Origin of the sequence: Haladaptatus sp. SPP-AMP-3 (genome assembly GCF_049568665.1) — an archaeon.
Classification (GTDB): Archaea; Halobacteriota; Halobacteria; order Halobacteriales; family Haladaptataceae; genus Haladaptatus; species Haladaptatus paucihalophilus.
In genome coordinates, this window is record NZ_CP145897.1 from 1,254,376 (window position 1) to 1,270,828 (window position 16,453).

At 62.1% G+C, this 16,453-nt stretch carries 19 protein-coding genes; 17 read left to right on the top strand and 2 right to left on the bottom strand.

What is annotated here, in order from left to right; translation table 11 throughout:
• Nucleotides 1–490: 490 nt before the first annotated feature.
• The 4 genes from V5735_RS07165 (at nucleotide 491) to V5735_RS07180 (ending at nucleotide 3,888) form a co-directional block, all read left to right on the top strand.
• The gene (locus tag V5735_RS07165; RefSeq protein WP_423745727.1) at nucleotides 491–1,093 is read left to right on the top strand and encodes a DUF6230 family protein; all 603 of its coding nucleotides are present in this window, start codon (nucleotides 491–493) and stop codon (nucleotides 1,091–1,093) included.
• Between the two features lie 29 nt (nucleotides 1,094–1,122).
• The gene (locus V5735_RS07170; RefSeq protein ID WP_254663002.1) at nucleotides 1,123–1,524 is read left to right on the top strand and encodes a DUF6114 domain-containing protein; all 402 of its coding nucleotides are present in this window, start codon (nucleotides 1,123–1,125) and stop codon (nucleotides 1,522–1,524) included.
• 134 nt (nucleotides 1,525–1,658) lie between these two features.
• Entirely contained in the window at nucleotides 1,659–2,291 is a 633-nt protein-coding gene (locus V5735_RS07175; protein WP_423745728.1) for a helix-turn-helix domain-containing protein, read from the top strand.
• A 112-nt stretch (nucleotides 2,292–2,403) separates the two neighbouring features.
• Entirely contained in the window at nucleotides 2,404–3,888 is a 1,485-nt protein-coding gene (locus V5735_RS07180) for a hypothetical protein (RefSeq protein WP_423745729.1), read from the top strand.
• A gap of 111 nt (nucleotides 3,889–3,999) precedes the next feature.
• On the opposite strand, the gene V5735_RS07185 is transcribed toward V5735_RS07180, so the two are convergent.
• Nucleotides 4,000–4,989, bottom strand: a complete 990-nt coding sequence (locus V5735_RS07185) for a hypothetical protein (RefSeq protein ID WP_423745730.1) — start codon at nucleotides 4,987–4,989, stop codon at nucleotides 4,000–4,002.
• Between the two features lie 203 nt (nucleotides 4,990–5,192).
• Between V5735_RS07185 and V5735_RS07190 the strand changes: the two genes are divergently transcribed.
• The 5 genes from V5735_RS07190 to V5735_RS07210 all read left to right on the top strand — a co-directional run bounded on the left by V5735_RS07190 (nucleotide 5,193) and on the right by V5735_RS07210 (nucleotide 6,814).
• Nucleotides 5,193–5,453: a hypothetical protein gene (locus V5735_RS07190; protein ID WP_423745731.1), complete on the top strand. Its 261-nt coding sequence runs from the start codon at nucleotides 5,193–5,195 to the stop codon at nucleotides 5,451–5,453.
• A complete protein-coding gene (locus V5735_RS07195; protein ID WP_423745732.1) occupies nucleotides 5,450–5,665 on the top strand; it encodes a hypothetical protein in 216 nt (71 codons plus the stop codon). Before V5735_RS07190 ends, V5735_RS07195 begins: the two co-directional genes overlap by 4 nt.
• Nucleotides 5,662–6,249 (top strand): ATPase domain-containing protein, encoded by a 588-nt coding sequence (locus V5735_RS07200; protein WP_423745733.1) that lies wholly within the window; start codon nucleotides 5,662–5,664, stop codon nucleotides 6,247–6,249. Before V5735_RS07195 ends, V5735_RS07200 begins: the two co-directional genes overlap by 4 nt.
• A 92-nt stretch (nucleotides 6,250–6,341) precedes the next feature.
• The gene (locus tag V5735_RS07205) at nucleotides 6,342–6,542 is read left to right on the top strand and encodes a hypothetical protein (protein WP_423745734.1); all 201 of its coding nucleotides are present in this window, start codon (nucleotides 6,342–6,344) and stop codon (nucleotides 6,540–6,542) included.
• A gap of 89 nt (nucleotides 6,543–6,631) precedes the next feature.
• A complete protein-coding gene (locus V5735_RS07210; RefSeq protein WP_423745735.1) occupies nucleotides 6,632–6,814 on the top strand; it encodes a DUF7556 family protein in 183 nt (60 codons plus the stop codon).
• 10 nt (nucleotides 6,815–6,824) lie between these two features.
• Here the strand turns inward: V5735_RS07210 and V5735_RS07215 are convergent, their stop codons facing one another.
• Entirely contained in the window at nucleotides 6,825–8,114 is a 1,290-nt protein-coding gene (locus V5735_RS07215) for a S8 family peptidase (protein WP_423745736.1), read from the bottom strand.
• 202 nt (nucleotides 8,115–8,316) lie between these two features.
• Between V5735_RS07215 and V5735_RS07220 the strand changes: the two genes are divergently transcribed.
• The 8 genes from V5735_RS07220 to pfkB all read left to right on the top strand — a co-directional run bounded on the left by V5735_RS07220 (nucleotide 8,317) and on the right by pfkB (nucleotide 16,320).
• Nucleotides 8,317–9,693, top strand: coding sequence for an APC family permease (locus tag V5735_RS07220; RefSeq protein WP_423745737.1), 1,377 nt, complete (start codon nucleotides 8,317–8,319; stop codon nucleotides 9,691–9,693).
• Nucleotides 9,694–9,954: 261 nt separating this feature from the next.
• Nucleotides 9,955–11,262: a sugar ABC transporter substrate-binding protein gene (locus V5735_RS07225; protein WP_423745738.1), complete on the top strand. Its 1,308-nt coding sequence runs from the start codon at nucleotides 9,955–9,957 to the stop codon at nucleotides 11,260–11,262.
• A gap of 24 nt (nucleotides 11,263–11,286) precedes the next feature.
• Nucleotides 11,287–12,213: a carbohydrate ABC transporter permease gene (locus V5735_RS07230; protein WP_007982032.1), complete on the top strand. Its 927-nt coding sequence runs from the start codon at nucleotides 11,287–11,289 to the stop codon at nucleotides 12,211–12,213.
• Entirely contained in the window at nucleotides 12,210–13,130 is a 921-nt protein-coding gene (locus V5735_RS07235; protein ID WP_423745739.1) for a carbohydrate ABC transporter permease, read from the top strand. Before V5735_RS07230 ends, V5735_RS07235 begins: the two co-directional genes overlap by 4 nt.
• Nucleotides 13,131–13,184: 54 nt before the next feature.
• A complete protein-coding gene (locus tag V5735_RS07240) occupies nucleotides 13,185–14,306 on the top strand; it encodes an ABC transporter ATP-binding protein (protein WP_423745740.1) in 1,122 nt (373 codons plus the stop codon).
• 3 nt (nucleotides 14,307–14,309) lie between these two features.
• The gene (locus tag V5735_RS07245; RefSeq protein WP_423745741.1) at nucleotides 14,310–14,486 is read left to right on the top strand and encodes a hypothetical protein; all 177 of its coding nucleotides are present in this window, start codon (nucleotides 14,310–14,312) and stop codon (nucleotides 14,484–14,486) included.
• Nucleotides 14,487–14,647: 161 nt separating this feature from the next.
• Nucleotides 14,648–15,415: an HTH-type transcriptional regulator GlpR gene (gene glpR / locus V5735_RS07250; protein ID WP_423745742.1), complete on the top strand. Its 768-nt coding sequence runs from the start codon at nucleotides 14,648–14,650 to the stop codon at nucleotides 15,413–15,415.
• Entirely contained in the window at nucleotides 15,412–16,320 is a 909-nt protein-coding gene (gene pfkB / locus V5735_RS07255) for a 1-phosphofructokinase (RefSeq protein ID WP_423745743.1), read from the top strand. The genes glpR and pfkB overlap by 4 nt, the downstream gene beginning before the upstream one ends.
• The last annotated feature ends 133 nt before the right edge of the window (nucleotides 16,321–16,453 follow it).

Genomic DNA, 16,453 nt, shown 5'->3' on the forward strand with positions numbered 1-16,453 from the left:
CCACAACAGTAATTATTAATAGTGAAGAAAACGACGGAGCAATCGGAATCCATGTACAGAATACAGTGTGAATCCTGCGGACAGATCGGTTTCCACCCATCACGCATCGGCGCGGAATCGCGGGCTGAGTCGCACATCGACGAAACCGACCACGGCTGTTCCATCGAGCCGATGTAGGTCGCGTGAATTCGCAGGTGCCGAAACGAGACGGAAGCGCTCTCTTTTTCCACGCGGCACGACCGAACGAGGAAGGACGACGGACGCCGCGGTGTGAAACCCGCGACGAGGCACGGACGGCCGACGGGGGGACAGTCCGTTTCCGCCTCCGGGAACGGGACCGAACCGCGACATCCGTCCGACTCCATAAATAATAAAACTTCTAATTACAATCTGCATTCATAGTAAATTTGTTGATTTAAAATCATCCCCCTTGTATATTCCCGGGTAAAACCGCGCCAACCCTTAATGTAATAAACGATCGTTGGTGTGTATGGCAATCAATACCAGAAAGTTTGCTATCGTGATCGTCGCGGCATTGGTGCTTCAAGCCGGAACCGTCGGCGCGGTCATGGCGGGCGGCGTCGCCATCGCGGTGCCCACGGCCGGAGTGGGCGGGTTCACGGTGACGTTCGATCAGTTACAGGGTCAAGGGTTCACACAGTACGCGTCGCTGGAGAACTCCAGCGAATGCGGGACGTATCCGTCGGCGGTCGCAAAGATCGACAAAGGGGAGATAACGGGACTGAAGATGTACAAGGACGTCGAAGTTCCCGAAGGGATGCCCGGCGGCGGCAACACCATCCGTCTCATGATCAGTTCCGATAAGGCGGTGAAGTTCTCGGGGATGACCCAGAAGTTCACCTATCTACGGGGGAACCTCAAGATGAAGAGCCAGAAGACGACGTCCGAACCGGGTACCGTGAAAAGTTCGTTCTCGCTCTCGGCACCCACCATCGTCATCGACGACGGGGAGATACGGGCACAAAGTCAGTTCCTGCGGAGTATCACGCTCTCCGGAGCGCACGTCAAGACGGTCGTGAATCCCGAGAACGAGACGAGTTTCCCGACGAGCCAGTGCGCGGCGGGAGCGTAAACTGAATCGAACGATTGGAGGAACACGACATGTCCACACACACATCACAGCTCACATCGTACCGCTCGAACTTCGCTTCGTGGCGACACGAACGACCGTTCTGGGGAGCGCTTCTCGTCATCCTCGCCGGACTCGTCATCGGCATCATCCCGGCACAGTTAGCCATGACCTTCGCACTCGTCCCGAGTACGTTCATGTTCGCGGGGTTGGTGTTCGCCGTCTTCGTCTTCCTCTGTGGCGTCTTCGCCCTTCTGCGCCCGGAGTTAGCCGAGTTCTTCGGTGCCGCGGGAATACTGCTGTCGGTCGCATCGATTTTCGGGGCGCTCGGCGGATTCGGCGTGGGAATGCTGCTCGGAACGGTCGGCGGTGCCCTCTGTGTCGCGTGGGAACGACCGGAACTCGACACGGACGAGGCGGCAACAGGTGCGTGACATCGGGGAGTCCAACCGTCCGTTTTCGCCGTGATATCGGACATCGGACACCGTTTAATAGATAAATAATTATGTATGTCCGGGAGATGAGTGCGTGTTAGAATCGGATGATGAGATTTCTAACGCTCAAATTAGTGCTCGACGGTCAGGGCATCCATCCGGTCGGAGATATCATCGCGGCGCGGGCCGACGTGACGCGGGACCAGCTCCTCCACGTCAATTCCATCTTCAGCGGCGGCGGCGTCCTCCTCTATCGACTTCGGGGGAACTCGGACGGACTCGTGGAGGATTTGGACGCACACGAATCCGTGTTGACCTACGATATCCTCGATGTCCACGACGGGTCGTTCCATATCTACATCTACGTCGAAGCGGGTGAACCGGCGGGGACGCTCATGTACGTCGTCGAGAAGTACGCGCTCATCATCGACACGCCGCTCACGTACACCGAATCCGGCGACATCCTCGCAACCGTCGTCGGGACGCAGGAGATGATACAGCGAGCGTTCCGCGAACTACCACAGCGAATCGACATTCGCGTCGAACAGACCGGAGAGTACGCACCGGACTCCGACCACCTGTTCTCCGGATTGACTGACCGACAGCGCGAAGTGCTCGAAACCGCCGTCAAACACGGGTACTATCAGATACCGCGACAGGCCACTCACGCGGACATCGCGGAACGACTGGAGTGTGCACCGAGCACCGTGGACGAACACCTTCGAAAGGCCGAAGCGCACCTCTTTTCCACCCTCTTCGGACGGTGAGAGTACGTCCGTCGCAGACGCGACGGCATATAAATAACCGTGTATTACGGCGGGAATAAATATGCGGCTGAAACGGTACGGTAGAGATAACCGTAATCGACAGTGATATTCGATGAAACATCGAGCCATCCTCGCCGTCGCCTTCTGTCTCGTGGTCGCCTCGACCGCGCCGACAGCAGCGACACGGCATGAACGACCGGGAATACCAGAACAGCAGACGCAGCCGGGTGCGACACACTGCTTCCGGGACGTTACGTTCCGGAACACGACGTTCCCCGCATTCGGTCAGAACGCTCGAAACCTCCACGTCGAGGAGGCGATGTCCGGGACCCTCGACGGGGGAACGAGCGACGGTGCACTCTCCGTCGATATCGCTCGGATGCACGCCGAAAAGGTCTGTATCGGGGTGAAATCCGCGGACGACGGCGCGGGCGTTCGGTTGACGTTTCACGACGCGGTGTTGAAAAAGACGACGCTCCAGGGGGCCGAGATGCGTTTCGAACGGGCGACGGCCGATTCGATATCGTTCCGCGTCCCGGAGCGTATCGGCGATCGGTTCCTCGACCAGTTGGCGGGGAACACGACGAACGATGGGGACGGCGACACCGGCGCGACACCGACTCCGGCCGATGGTCCGGTCGGAGACGAGAATCGGTCGGGCGGACCCGACGTCAGTGACGGACCGCGAGACGTCGGGGATGTGGTGAACGACACCACGGGCGAGAGGGGAGGCGTCGATAACCGAACGAACGACGTCGGGGACACCACGAAGCGGGCCGGGGATGGAGTCGATAACGTCACGGACGGGGTAGAGGACGCATCGGACGACCTCACGGGTCACCTGAACGACACCACGGGTAACGTCACGGACGGCGTGGACGAGGGAACGGATACGGTCGATAACACGACCGACGAAATTACGAACCGCGTGGACAACGCTACGGACGGCGTGGACGAGGGAACGGACGCCGTGAACGACACGACGCGCGACGTCACGGACGGCGTGGATGACGTCACGGATGCGGTGGACGACGCGGCCGAGAACGTCTCGAACGGAGTCGATGGCGGGACGGATACGGTCGATAACGCGTCGAATTCAGTCACGAGCGGGGTCGACGAGACGACGGATTCGGTCACAGACGGTATCGACGACGCGACGGAACAGGTAGCTGGAAGCTCGGATAGGGTCACGGACGGAGTAAACGAGACGACGAATGCGGTCGATAATACGACCGACGAAATCACGGACAGCATCGACCAAACCGCCCACGAAGCCACCGACGGCATCGACAACACTACGGAGAGGGTGGACGACACCACGGGAACGGTCACGGAAACGGTGGACGAGACGTCGGACGACGTGAACGATACGACCGAGGTACTCGACGACGGTGCCGAGAACACGACGGGCGGCGTCACGACGGCGGTCAGTAATACGACCGCCATCGTCGACGACACGGCAAATACCACGGCCGGACCCGTCCAAAACGCCTCGACTGCCGTCGGTGGAATCGTCGGCAACACAACTGACGCGGGCACCGTCACGACGGAAGCGACGAACGGAACCGACGGCTCGGACGATGGATCGCTGTTGTAGCGGTCCGGCGTTCGATGACGGCGTTCTGGCCGCGACGCTTCGGGGGACGGCGCGGTCCGCGAGCGCCCATCGTTGCTTCAACGTCGTCGAAAATGTCCGAACGTCCGGCGATTACCCGTTCTGCGGTTTGAAGATGTCGGCGAGTCGCCCGACGAAGGAATTGCTGGCGCGCTCGTCGGCGACGACCTCGTACTCGCGTTTCAGGGTATCGTCGTTCGTCAACCGAAGTACCGTCAGGTCCTCGTCCGAGAGGAGGCTCCCGGCGCGTTCGCCGACGATTTCCCCGGACGTGGTGACGAGCGTCGCACGCGCGCCGACGTCCGCCGCGAGCGACGTCAGGGCGGCGATATCGTTCTCGTCCGGGCGCTCGTGAATCGCCGCGATGACCCGGTCGTTGAGCAGGTCGTCGCGCGCGTAGACGTGAACCGGTACCTCCTCGCCCGCGCCGTCGGTGACGACGGTATCGATTTCGGTACGGAGCTGTCGGTCCTCGAACGCCTCGGCGACCGACTGCCGGGCGGTCAGTTGCTCGTCGACCCAGTGGGAACCGCCCTCGCTCAGGAAGTAGCGATACAGCACCCGCTCGATGGTTTGCAGCGGGTCGGAGACGTAGAAGCAGTCCCGGCATCGAAGCCGGTGTTTCGGCGTCTCGAACACCTCGTCACAGTCCTCGCAGACGTGTGCGGCGTTCGATTCGAGGTGTTTCAACGATTCCAGTTCGGTGTCGCAGTTCGGGCAGACGATGGCGTCGTCGCCGACGAACTGCTCGCGCATCCCCTCGTAACCGCAGTCGGAGTGGCGGTACCTGTCCGTCCGAATCGTCTGCGGGGACTCACACGACGGACAGGCCGTGGTGTACTGCATCCCCTTCGCTTCGCAGCGGGGGCAGATGTACTGTTTTTCCTGAAACTCGCGGTGGAGGAGGTCCCGTTCGGCCAGCGTTTCCAGCACTTCGAAGGTCTGACCGTCGCCGCCGTCGAGGTATTCGGTCGCGTCGGGGTACGTCACCTGCCCCGTCTCGATGTCGAGTATCGGTCGAACCTCGTCGAGTGACCCCTCCCGGAGGGCGGCCAGCAGTCGGACTGTTCCCGGTGAAGCCATGACCAATCACAACAATAGCCATCTATTTAATCATCCCCCAAATCATAACTATACTTTTGTAATTTTTGAGAGATTTTCGTGACGATTTCCACGCGACGTTTTGATACGGTGGTCAGAACCTCCTTTTTACTCCACCCAGTGGTATGTAGTAGCTCACCGACGAGCGACCAGCAACCGAAGGGACGGAAATGGAGGGAAAACGGATGAAAATCACACCTCAGCGCGATACCGAAGCGACGAACGAACCGTCCATCGAGGAGACGCGGTACGGACCGCCACAGCATTCGATGCGGCGAACCGACCCGGAGGAGAGGTTCTACGGCGCGCCACAGCACGAAACGGACGTCGCGGTCGACTCGGAACCGCGGGAATCGCGGGCGTACCTGTGGTGGTGGGAGGCGAGCGTGCGCCGCGACCGTCCGCATCGTCCCCCCGGAAGACGGCCGGAGGTGGCGTCACCGTGACGGAGACGAAATCCGGAGACGGGTTCGTGACCGACATCGTGGAATCGTGCCCGAAGTGCGGGCGGCAGACGCCCCACGAGGTGAAAATCGAGATTCGAACCGAGAACGGGGACAGCGACAACGCGGTATTTTCGCGTGAACCGTATCGGGTGAGCACGTGCACCGGATGCGGGAAGACGACGGCGACGCGGATGAACAACGTCACAGGATGAGGGTGAGGGGAGAAACGAAACGGTACACCGAGAAATCGACCGAGACGTTCCACGAACGGAGCAAGGCCATCAGCGTTCCCGTCGCCCAGATGGAAGAACGGGACATGCTCCAACTCGTCGAGGTCGAATCGGTGAAACGCTCGGCCGTCGAGTTCGCCGATATGGTCCGTCAGGAGGTCGAAACCAACGAGACGGACATCGTGATGATCGACGGAATCGAGGGATACACCGCGTCGCTCCGCGAGAATCGACTGGATCTCGTCGAGCGACTACAGGCGCTCTGTCGGTACCTCAAGAACATGGGCGTCACCGTCATCCTCGTCTCGGAGCACGATTCGATGACGGGACAGGTCAGAGCGACGGGCAAGGGAATCGGCTATCTCGCGGACAACATCGTTCTTCTCCAGCACCTCGAAGTATCAGGTGAAATGCGAAAGGCCATCGGCGTGTTGAAAAAGCGGACGAGCGACTACGAGCAGTTGCTCCGCAAGTTCGGGATAACGCCGAACGGCATCACGGTCGGCGAACCGATGGACGACGTGCAAGGGGTGCTCGCGGGTATGCCGCGACTCGCCGACGACTGACGCATCGACCAACTTGTAGGGTTTGTTTTGGATGAAAAATCGGTACCGTTATGCCATAGCAGTTCTAGGTATCAGCCGAACGACGTATGGGAGTGACACTCACACTTGTGGACTTCTGGGAGGGAGTTCGATGGCTCGGAGAGACGGTCCCCTTTTTCACCGTCCTTCCGGCCTTCGTCGGAATTCTCGTCTTGGTCTGGATGTTCGCCCCCGGACTCTCGACCCGGCGACCGACACCGGCCCACCCGGACGGCGAGTATCGATTCGACCCGGACGACTTCGAACCGCGGTGATTCGACAGTGTGGTCAGAACGACTTTTATACTGACCTTCGAAGCAACTGACGAGGAGCATCGACAACCGAACGAACGAAACCAACGACCATGACGCACTCAGCACTCGGCAGACGGCGCGACGGAACGGACGCACCCGAAATCGTCTTCGCGATAGACGAGACGCCCGACGAACGGTGTCCGAACCGGGCCATCATCGCGGACATCACGCGTGACGACGCGTGGATCGCAACGGACAGTACGGACACGGTGGTGCTGACCGAGTGGCGATAAACGGCCCCGCCTACTTCGTGAGCGACTCGACCGTGTGCAGCGCGTTTATCCGGCCAGCGCCGAGGTCGGGGTCGCTCCGGCCGTTGCTTTTCTCGGCGTTGCGTTCGATGACACCGGCCACCTGTTGCGGGTTCGCGGTGGGGTCCAGTTCGCGGACGAGTCCGACGAGACCGGCGACCTGCGGCGACGCCATCGACGTGCCCGCGAAGTAGGCGTAATCATCGCCCGGGACGGTCGAAAGCACGAGGTTGGTCGGATACGGCCACGCGGTGTCGTCCGCGAGGCTCTTTTCGAGCGTCTCGTAGCCGCCGCCGGGCGCGCCGACCACAACGTCGTCCACGCCGTAGTTCGAGTAGAACGACAGTTCGTCGTTCGGACCGGTTGCGCTCACGCCCAGCGTGCTTTCGAGGCTCGTCCACATGTCGCGGTAACCCCCGTGTTGGAGGTCCGTCTCCTCGTTGCCCGCCGACACCACGACGGTCGTCCCGCGCCGGAGGGCGCTCCGAACGACGCGTTCGCAGATGACGCGACGGACGCCGCGCGACGTTTGGTTCTCCCGCGGCGGACGCGGGTCCCACCCGAGACTCATGTTCACTGCGTCCGCGCCGATTTCGGCGGCGTAGTCGATGGCCAGCAGGCAGTCGCTGATTCGTTCGAGGAGCGGTCCCTCCTCGGGGAACACGCGGAGCGGGACGAGTTCGGCATCGGGAGCCATGCCGACCACGCCTTGCGCGCCCGTCGCGGCGGTGATTCCGGCGACGTGCGTCCCGTGGGCCGCGACCGGTCCGGCGTCGGTTCCGAACTCCCCGTCGATGACCGACCGCCCGAGGTCCGTATTGACGTTGGCCGTGAGGTCGGGGTGCGTGTGGTCGACGCCCGTATCGACGATGGCGATGCGCGTCCCCTCCCCCGTCGCGGTGGTGTGGGCCTCGAACGCGTCCGTGACCTGCTTGTCCCACTGTAACTCGGCGTATTCGGCGTCCGCCGCGACACCGGTCGATTCGACGGTCGAGGTTCCCAACTCGTACGCCATGTCCGACACCGCCTCGCGAACCCCGGGGACGCCGCGAAGGTCGTCCTCCGCGTCGGCGGGGCCGAGAACGAACAGGACGTTCGCGTCCGGGATTTCGTTCTGGACGGTGTAACCCGCCCGTTCGAGCTTTCGTACAGCGTTTCGGCTCCCAGTCGTGACGAGGTACGTCACCGTTTCGGAGGCGTTTCCGGGCGTCGTGGCGGTGATGCCGACGGTCGTCGCCGCGATTCCCTTGAGAAATCCGCGTCGCTTCGCTGTTGTATCCATCGTGAACCACCGATTAGACGGCATCGTTCGTCATAAATTTTCCTTTAGTTGTCGTTAAACGGAGATGGAAGTTCATCGATGAAATATGCGGAGGTCGCACACCGCCCCCAATCCGCACTCGTTCCAATTTTGGAATGCTAAACGAATTTGAGAATCATTATATGAGAGGTATCCATACGTCCGACCGAGAGATGTTCGAAGCATGACCGGACGCGACGAATCGACGGCCGACGACGGATTGACGCGAACGCTCGGACTGCTGGATTGCGTCCTGCTGAGCGTCGGGGGCATGGTCGGGTCGGCTATCTTCGTCTTTCCCGGTTCGACGGGACGCCTGGCGGGTCCCGCCTCGACGCTCGCGTGGGTGGTCGCCGGACTGCTGATGATGATAATCGCGCTCTGCTATACGGAACTCGCGCTGGCGTTCCCGAAGGCGGGCGGTCCCGCGGTCTTCCCCGCGGAGACGTTCGGGCGGAACCGAACGGTTCGACTCTTCGCCAGTTACCTCGAAGGGATGTCCTACTGCATCGGCATGGTGTTCAGCGTCACGATTTCGGCGCTCGCCATCGCGCAGTATCTCAGCATCGCGTTTCCTCACGCGAAGGGGTACGTCGTTCCCATCGCCCTCGCCGCCATCACGTTGAGCTTCCTCGTCAACCTCGTCGGCGTGACGAGCACGAGTCGGACGAACCTCGTCCTGTCCGCGCTGTTGCTCACGATACTGCTCGTGTTCGTCGCCATCAGCCTCACGCGGTTCGAACCGACCAACTACGACCCCTTCTTCACGAGCGGCCCCGCGAAGTTCTTCGCCGCGGTGCAACTGGCGCTCACGGGCTACGGCGCGTGGACCGCGATTCCGTCCGTCGCGGAGGAAGTGAAACGGCCAGCAAAGACGGTTCCACGGGCGATTTTGCTGTCGCTCCTCGTCACGACGGTCCTCTACACCGCCGTCGTCGTCGCGCTGCACGGCGTCGTCGCGCCGTCGGCGTTCGCGGAGGGGAATCCGGTGACGACGGTGCCGCTCGGGGTGGCCGCGTCGAAACTCGGAGTGCCGATGATTCGACGATACTTGCTTCCGCTCGCCGCGGTGGTCGCCATCTTCACCACGATGCTCGTCGGGACGATGAGCGCCAGTCGCGTCGTGTTCGCACTGGGGCGGAACGGAACCCTGCCGCGGGCGTTCGCGGCCGTCCACTCGCGGTTTCAGGTGCCGTGGGCCGGGCTGGTCGCGGTCAGTCTGGTGGCGGCCGCGTTGACGATTTTCCCGGACTACTTCTACGAACTGCTGGTCATCGCGTCCGTCGTCGGAACCGGCCTCCCGTACGCCCTCAACATCGTCTCGTTCGTCGGGCTTCGACACTACCGCACCGACGTGACGCCGCCGTTTCGCGCCCCCGGCGGGTACGCCCTTCCCGCCGTGGCGTTGGTCGCGTTGAGCGTCGCCATGGTCGGACTGGGTTCGACGGAGGTCCTCTGGTCCGTGGGAAGCATCGCCCTATTGGGCACGTACTTCCTCGTCCGGTATCTGCGACGACCCGACCTGTTCCGGCAGCGAGACGCGGCGACGAACTGGGAGTGACTCTGCCGCCGAATCAGTCGAACGAACGCGTTCGTGCAGATTCGAACACGAGTCGTCACCGCACCGCGTCGATGCCGAGAGATCGCCCGTTCGTCGCTCTTCTTTGCCGTTTTCCACGGTTCTCCCACGCCATACCGAATAGCAATCCGCCCGAGATTGTTTATTTTTGCCTCTATTGGTGCAGTTTGTGATTGAGTTTGACTGAATCTGCATGTTTTTGCAGAACATTTATTATGGTCGTTCTGTATGGTTCTGGATGTCATGGGTGATGAATACAACCATACACGGCGTCGATTCGTTCGAGCGACTGGCGCACTCGGTATCGCGGGAACGACCGCGCTGGCGGGCTGTTCCTCCTCGAAAGACGGTAAGGGTTCGAAAAACGACGGTAGCGGCGGCGGCGAGATGGCCGACAAAATCGTCTTCTTCAACGCGGGTAGCCTGAAGGACGACCCCGGGACGAAAAAGAACATCGAGCGGTTCGAAGACGAGACGGGTATCACGGTCGACGTGAACGAGGTGCCGTGGAGCAACCTGAAGACGACGCTCATTACGCAGTGGCGAAACGAGGGAAGCAAGGTGGACGCCTTCAACGGGCCGACGTGGTGGCTCGCCGATTTCGTCGCGGCCGACTGGCTCGAACCCCTCGGCCTCTCCGATTCGCACATGGGTAAGTTCCCGGAGAACCTCCAAAACCTCGTCACGTTCGACGGGAAGACGTACATGGCCCCGCAGATAGGCAAGTGGGGGAACTTCCTCTACGACAAACAGTACTTCGAGAAGCAGGGCATCTCGTCGCCACCGGACACGTGGGACGACGTGCTCGCGCTCGGCGACAAGGTGGGCAACGACAAGTCCGGGTTCGGCTTCACGTGGGCGAACAAGGACGTCTTCATGTTCAAACAGTTCCTCTGGCAGGCGGGCGGCCAACTGTTCAACGACAAACACGAACCCGTCTTCGCCGACAAGGGCGCGACGGTGTTCAACGACTTCCTGACGCCGCTCCGCAAGAAGGGACTCCTCCCCAATGGCATCCAGAGCATGAACGAGGGGAACATCGGAGACGCCTTCGTCGGCGGGAAGTTCGCTACCGTCGAGGGCTGGACGCCGCTCGGGTCGCGCGCGCTCAACGAGGGGTGGAAGAAGGACCGCCTCGGAATCGCCAAACCGCCGAAGGGTCCCGCCTCCCGCGCGACGTTCCAAGACACGAACGGCGTCGCCGTCTCGTCGTTCTCGAAGCGCAAGAAGGCCGCGAAGAAGTTCGCGGAGTTCATGAGCACCCCCGAGTCCTGCAAGACCGACATGGTGGTCGAGGGCAACCCGGCGGCCATCCCCGAGGTGTACGAGGACGAGGAGGTCAAAAAGAAGTATCCGAAGGAGTTGCGCTCGAACATGAAGTACAACCTCAAAAACGCCAAGAGCGAGGTCTACCGCCTGCAACCACAGGTCGACGACATCCTGTCGTCGAACATCACGCCCGTCTTCCTCGGGAAGAAGGACGCCAAATCGGCCCTCTCGAAGGCCCAAGAGGACATCACGTCGCTCTACAAGAAGAACAAGGTCCTCTAGATTTCGGGTCCCCCTTTCCAATACATGGCAGAGAATACACGTTCGCTTCGACGGCGGCTCGACCGCCTGTTCATCCCCCTCACCGTGGGACCGACGGTGCTCTGGATAGCCGGGGTTATCCTCTATCCGACGCTCCAACTCCTGTGGTCGAGTCTGTTCTACACGAACCCGATAACGCAGGAAAAACAGTTCGTCGGGCTGGATAACTTCGCCTCGCTCATCTTCGAGAACGGCACCGTCGGGGCGCTCAACCCGGACCTCGTACAGTTCACGAAACACACCCTCGTCTACGTCGGCTGTAGCGTCACCATCTCGTTCCTGTTGGGCCTCGGCATCGCCATGCTGCTCAACAAGGACCTGAAGGGTCGCGGGTGGATTCGCACCGCGGTCATCGTGCCGTGGATTCTCCCCTACGTCATGAGCGGCCTGATGTGGCGATGGATGTTCCAGACGCAGTACGGCGCGATAAACGGCGTCCTCGTCGGCGGCGGCGTCATCTCGGAACAGATTCCGTTCCTCTCGGACGGCACGCTGGCGATGATGGCGCTCATCATCGCCGACGTGTGGGTGTTCACGCCCTTCATCATCATCATCCTCCTCGCGGGACTCCAGAACGTCCCCGAACAGCTGTACGACGCGGCCGAGGTGGACGGCGCGAGCCGCTGGTCGCGGTTCTGGAACGTCACCTACCCGTTCCTCAAGCCGTCGATTCTGGTCGCGCTCACCATCCGCATCATCTTCGACATCCGGGCGCTCGACCTCGTGTGGGTGATGACCCACGGCGGCCCCGGAAAGTCCACCGAAGTGTGGGCCTCGTGGCTCTACCGCACCGCGATGGTGTTCGGTGATACCGGCCAAGGTGCCGCGCTCGGCGTCGTCATGCTCGCGGTGACGTTCGCCGTCGTCGCGGTCCTCTACAAGGTCTTCGGAGGGACCCCCTACGAAACATGAGTACGAAAACAGACACGCTGAGCAGAGTTCGTCGTAGCTTGAACCTGAACGCGGAAGACGAGTGGTCGAGCGTGGTCCGGGACCGGATGGTCGCGTACGGCCTGCTCGCCCTGTACGTCGTGGTGGTGTGGTTCCCGATATACTACATCCTCATCACGAGTTTCAAGGCGCCCTCGGAGACGCTCTCGTTCCCCATCACGTTCTACCCGCACGACCCGACGCTCTCGAACTACGTCGAAATCTTCCAGAACCGGCCGTTCGGCACCTACACGCTTAACAGCCTCATCGTCGCTGGGACGACGACGCTCATCTGCGTCACGCTGGGGACGCTCTCGGGGTACACGTTCTCCCGCTACGACTTCCTCGGCAACAAGGCGCTGTTGCTGTCCATCATCGCCGCGCGGATGATTCCGCCCATCGCGCTCATCGTCCCGTTCTTCGAAATTATGTCGAACCCGCCGGTCATCGGCGCGCTCACGGGGAGCCTCTACAACACGAAGGCGGCGCTCATCCTGACGTACACGTTCTTCAACCTCCCCTTCGCGGTGTGGATAATGAAGAACTACTTCGACGGCGTGCCGCGCTCGCTGGACGAGCAGGCCCAAGTCGACGGTTGTTCGACGTGGGAGGGCTTCTTCAAGGTCATCCTCCCGGTGGCGAAGCCGGGCATCGCGGCGACGGCCATCCTGGCCTTCATCTTCTCGTGGAACGAGTTCGTCTTCGCGCTCGTTCTCACGTCCTCGGAGGTTTCACAGACGCTCCCGATAGGCGTCTCCCTGTTCGTCGCGGACGACTTCATCGACTGGGCGCACCTCGCCGCGGGCGGGATGATAGCGGCCCTGCCGGGCATCCTGTTCGGCCTGTTCTTCCAGCGCTACATCGTCAGCGGCCTCACGCAAGGAGCAGTGAAAGAATGACGGAACCGACCCCCACTATGCGATTCAATCAGACTGACGACGGACGTGGTATCGATGGCTGAAGTAACACTCGACGCGCTCGAAAAGCGATTCGACGACGTGGTTGCGGTGGACGGCATCTCGCTCGACATCCCCGACGAATCCTTCACGGTGTTCGTCGGCCCGTCCGGGTGCGGCAAGACGACGACGCTTCGTCTCATCGCCGGACTCGAACGCGCGACGGACGGCGAGATATACATCGGCGACCGGATGGTCAACGACCACCGGGCGTACGAGCGGGACATCGCCATGGTGTTCCAGAACTACGCGCTCTACCCGCACAAGACCGTCGGCGAGAACATGCGGTTCGGGCTGGAACAACACGGCGTCGACGACGACATCATCGAGGAGCGGGTGGGCGACGCCGCCGACCTCCTCCAAATCGACGAACTGCTGGACCGTCGCCCCGCGGAACTCTCCGGCGGGCAACAACAGCGCGTCGCGCTCGGCCGCGCCATCGTCCGGGAACCCGACGTGTTCCTCATGGACGAACCGCTGTCGAACCTCGACGCCAAACTGCGCGTGCAGATGCGCGCGGAACTCAACAAACTGCACGAACAGCTCTCGACGACGACGGTGTACGTCACGCACGACCAAATCGAGGCGATGACGCTCGCCGATCAAATCGCGGTCATGAACGACGGCGAGATTCAGCAGGTCGGCGACCCGACGTACGTCTACGCCCATCCGCGAAACCGGTTCGTCGCCGACTTCCTCGGCAGTCCGTCGATGAACTTCGTCGAAGGGAAACTGACCCGCCGCGACGACAGCCTCGTCGTGGACGTCGGGCCGTTCCAACACGAGGTTCCCGAGTCCTACCGCGACGCGCTCGACGGTCGGGTCGGCGACCGAATCGTCGTGGGCGTCCGCCCGGAGAACGTCACGCTCCGGCCGGACGGCCTCCCGGCGCTCGTGGAGGTCGTGGAACCGCAGGGCGAAAAGACCGTCCTCGAACTCGACCTCGGCGACGACATCACCATCAAAGCGTCCGTCGAACCGAGCGTCCCCGTCGAACTCAACGACCGCGTTAACGTCGAGTTCGACCGTCGGTCGCTCCACTACTTCGACGCCGACACCGGCGAATCGCTGACGTACTCGCCGCCGAAGGAGTCGACAGCGACGGAGGCGGCGCACTGACCGATGGCAGTGAGTGTCACCTCGTGGGTACCGGAACGGGAGAACCTGTTGGTCGCCGTCTGCTGTCTCATGGCGGCCGTCGCGGCCTACGACTACCACGTCGGCGCGTACGGCGGGACCATCGTTGCGACCGTCGGGGCGGGAATCGCGCTGACGTTTCTCGTCCTGCTGTCGGAGTGAGATGCCGTCCGCTCGCCCTCCTCTCGCAAACGGAAGGCAAAGCCGCGACGAAAGCGGCAATATAATCCGACGTCACCAGAGAGGTTATAGCGTCGAATGGCCAACAAAACCAACGAACGCGCCGCCCTTGACTCGATACCGAGTCGATTCGATACGAACATATGTTGCCTGACGAACGAAAACGCAGAATCGTCGAGATAGTCTCCGAAGAGAACGGCAGTACCGTCGGCGACCTCGCCGGTCGCCTCGACGTCTCGGAGGCGACCATCCGCCGCGACCTCCGGGACTTGGAGGACGAGGGTCGCATCGAGCGGTCGCACGGCGGTGCCCTCCCGGTCGAAACGGTCGGCGAGGAGCGAACGTACGGACAGAAACAGGTCCAAAAGCGGGAGGCGAAACGCACCATCGGACGACGTGCCGCCGAAACCCTCCAAGACGGGCAGGTCGTCTTCTTCGATTCGGGGACGACGACCATCGAAGTCGCCAAACACGTCCCGAGCGACGTCTCGATAACCGCCGCGACGAACTCGCCGCTCGTGTCGGTGCAACTCGCCGAGGCGGGTATCGAGGTGAAGGTCACCGGCGGAACGCTCCGGCGCTCCACGTGGTCGCTCGTCGGCCCGACCGGCGAGAGCTTTCTCGACCGAACCAACTTCGACGTGCTGTTCCTCGGGACGAACGGAATACACTCCGACGCCGGACTGACGACGCCGAACGAGGACGAAGCGCGCATCAAATCGCGGATGTGCGAGAAGGCGAGTCGCGTCGTCCTCGTCGCCGACGGGAGCAAGTTCGGTCGGCGAAGTTTCTTCCGCTTCGCGTCGTTCGAAGACGTGGACGCCATCGTCACCGACGCGGCCGTCCCGCCGGAGTACCGCGAACCGTTCGAGACGGCGGGCGTCGAAATCGTCGAGGGGGTGGACGCGTGATTCTGACCGTCACGCTCAACCCGGCCGTCGATTACACCGTCAACGTCGAATCGGACGTCGAACCGAACGGCGTCCTCCGGTCGAGCATGGCGCAGTACGACCCCGGCGGAAAGGGAATTAACGTCTCGAAGTACCTCGCCAGACTGGAAGTCGAAACGCTCGCAACGGGCTTCGTCGGCGGGTTCCTCGGCCGGTACATCGAGGAACAACTCACCCGCGGCAAGGTCGCCAACGATTTCGTCGAGATGGACGTCTGCACCCGACTCAACACCACGATTCTCGGGGAGGACGGCGAGTACAAACTCAACCAGTCGGGACAGGGCGTCAAGGACGAAACCGTCCGCGAACTCATCGGGACGGTCCGCGAGTACGACCCCGAAATCGTCGTCATCGCCGGAAGCCTCCCGCCGAACCTCGGCCCGGCGACCATCGACCGCATCGCGGGAGCGGGGTCGTGGGAAACCGTCGTGGACGTGCAGGGCGACCTCCTGACCGGCATCGCGGGCGACTACGCGCTCTGTAAACCCAACCGGAGCGAACTGGCGAGCGCGACCGGAATGCCGGTCCACAGCATCGAGGAGTGCGCCGAGGCGTCGCAGGCGCTCCGCGAGAGGGGGTTCGACCGCGTTATCACCTCGCTCGGGGACGACGGCGCGCTGCTCACATCGGTCGACGGCGTGTTCCACGCGGAACCGCTGGACGTGAACGTGGTGGATACGGTCGGCGCTGGCGACGGACTGCTCGCGGGCGTCCTCTCGACGCTCGCTCGCGGACAGTCGGACCGAATCGCGCTCCGGGTCGGCGTCACCGTCGCGTCGCGCGTCGTGACCGTTCCCGGAACGACGGTGCCGGACATGGACGACGTTCGGGCGGACGCGACCGAAATTCCGCTCCTCGTCGAGTGACGACGGAACTGTCGCGTATTTTCCGTATCGATACCGCTTCGTTGTTTTCTGGGCGTGGTCTAATTAGACACGGGGAGCAATCCTATGCTTACCCCGCGGTGCATATCACGAAAGAGAACAGTACAACAGGGAA

Bases quoted from the DNA above. Each gene is read 5' to 3' on its own strand.
- V5735_RS07165 (WP_423745727.1), top strand. From the start codon at position 491: ATGGCAATCAATACCAGAAAGTTTGCTATCGTGATCGTCGCGGCATTG.
- V5735_RS07170 (WP_254663002.1), top strand. From the start codon at position 1,123: ATGTCCACACACACATCACAGCTCACATCGTACCGCTCGAACTTCGCT.
- V5735_RS07180 (WP_423745729.1), top strand. From the start codon at position 2,404: ATGAAACATCGAGCCATCCTCGCCGTCGCCTTCTGTCTCGTGGTCGCC.
- V5735_RS07185 (WP_423745730.1), bottom strand. From the start codon at position 4,989: ATGGCTTCACCGGGAACAGTCCGACTGCTGGCCGCCCTCCGGGAGGGG.
- V5735_RS07190 (WP_423745731.1), top strand. From the start codon at position 5,193: ATGAAAATCACACCTCAGCGCGATACCGAAGCGACGAACGAACCGTCC.
- V5735_RS07200 (WP_423745733.1), top strand. From the start codon at position 5,662: ATGAGGGTGAGGGGAGAAACGAAACGGTACACCGAGAAATCGACCGAG.
- V5735_RS07210 (WP_423745735.1), top strand. From the start codon at position 6,632: ATGACGCACTCAGCACTCGGCAGACGGCGCGACGGAACGGACGCACCC.
- V5735_RS07215 (WP_423745736.1), bottom strand. From the start codon at position 8,114: ATGGATACAACAGCGAAGCGACGCGGATTTCTCAAGGGAATCGCGGCG.
- V5735_RS07220 (WP_423745737.1), top strand. From the start codon at position 8,317: ATGACCGGACGCGACGAATCGACGGCCGACGACGGATTGACGCGAACG.
- V5735_RS07225 (WP_423745738.1), top strand. From the start codon at position 9,955: ATGGGTGATGAATACAACCATACACGGCGTCGATTCGTTCGAGCGACT.
- V5735_RS07230 (WP_007982032.1), top strand. From the start codon at position 11,287: ATGGCAGAGAATACACGTTCGCTTCGACGGCGGCTCGACCGCCTGTTC.
- V5735_RS07235 (WP_423745739.1), top strand. From the start codon at position 12,210: ATGAGTACGAAAACAGACACGCTGAGCAGAGTTCGTCGTAGCTTGAAC.
- V5735_RS07240 (WP_423745740.1), top strand. From the start codon at position 13,185: ATGGCTGAAGTAACACTCGACGCGCTCGAAAAGCGATTCGACGACGTG.
- V5735_RS07245 (WP_423745741.1), top strand. From the start codon at position 14,310: ATGGCAGTGAGTGTCACCTCGTGGGTACCGGAACGGGAGAACCTGTTG.
- glpR (WP_423745742.1), top strand. From the start codon at position 14,648: ATGTTGCCTGACGAACGAAAACGCAGAATCGTCGAGATAGTCTCCGAA.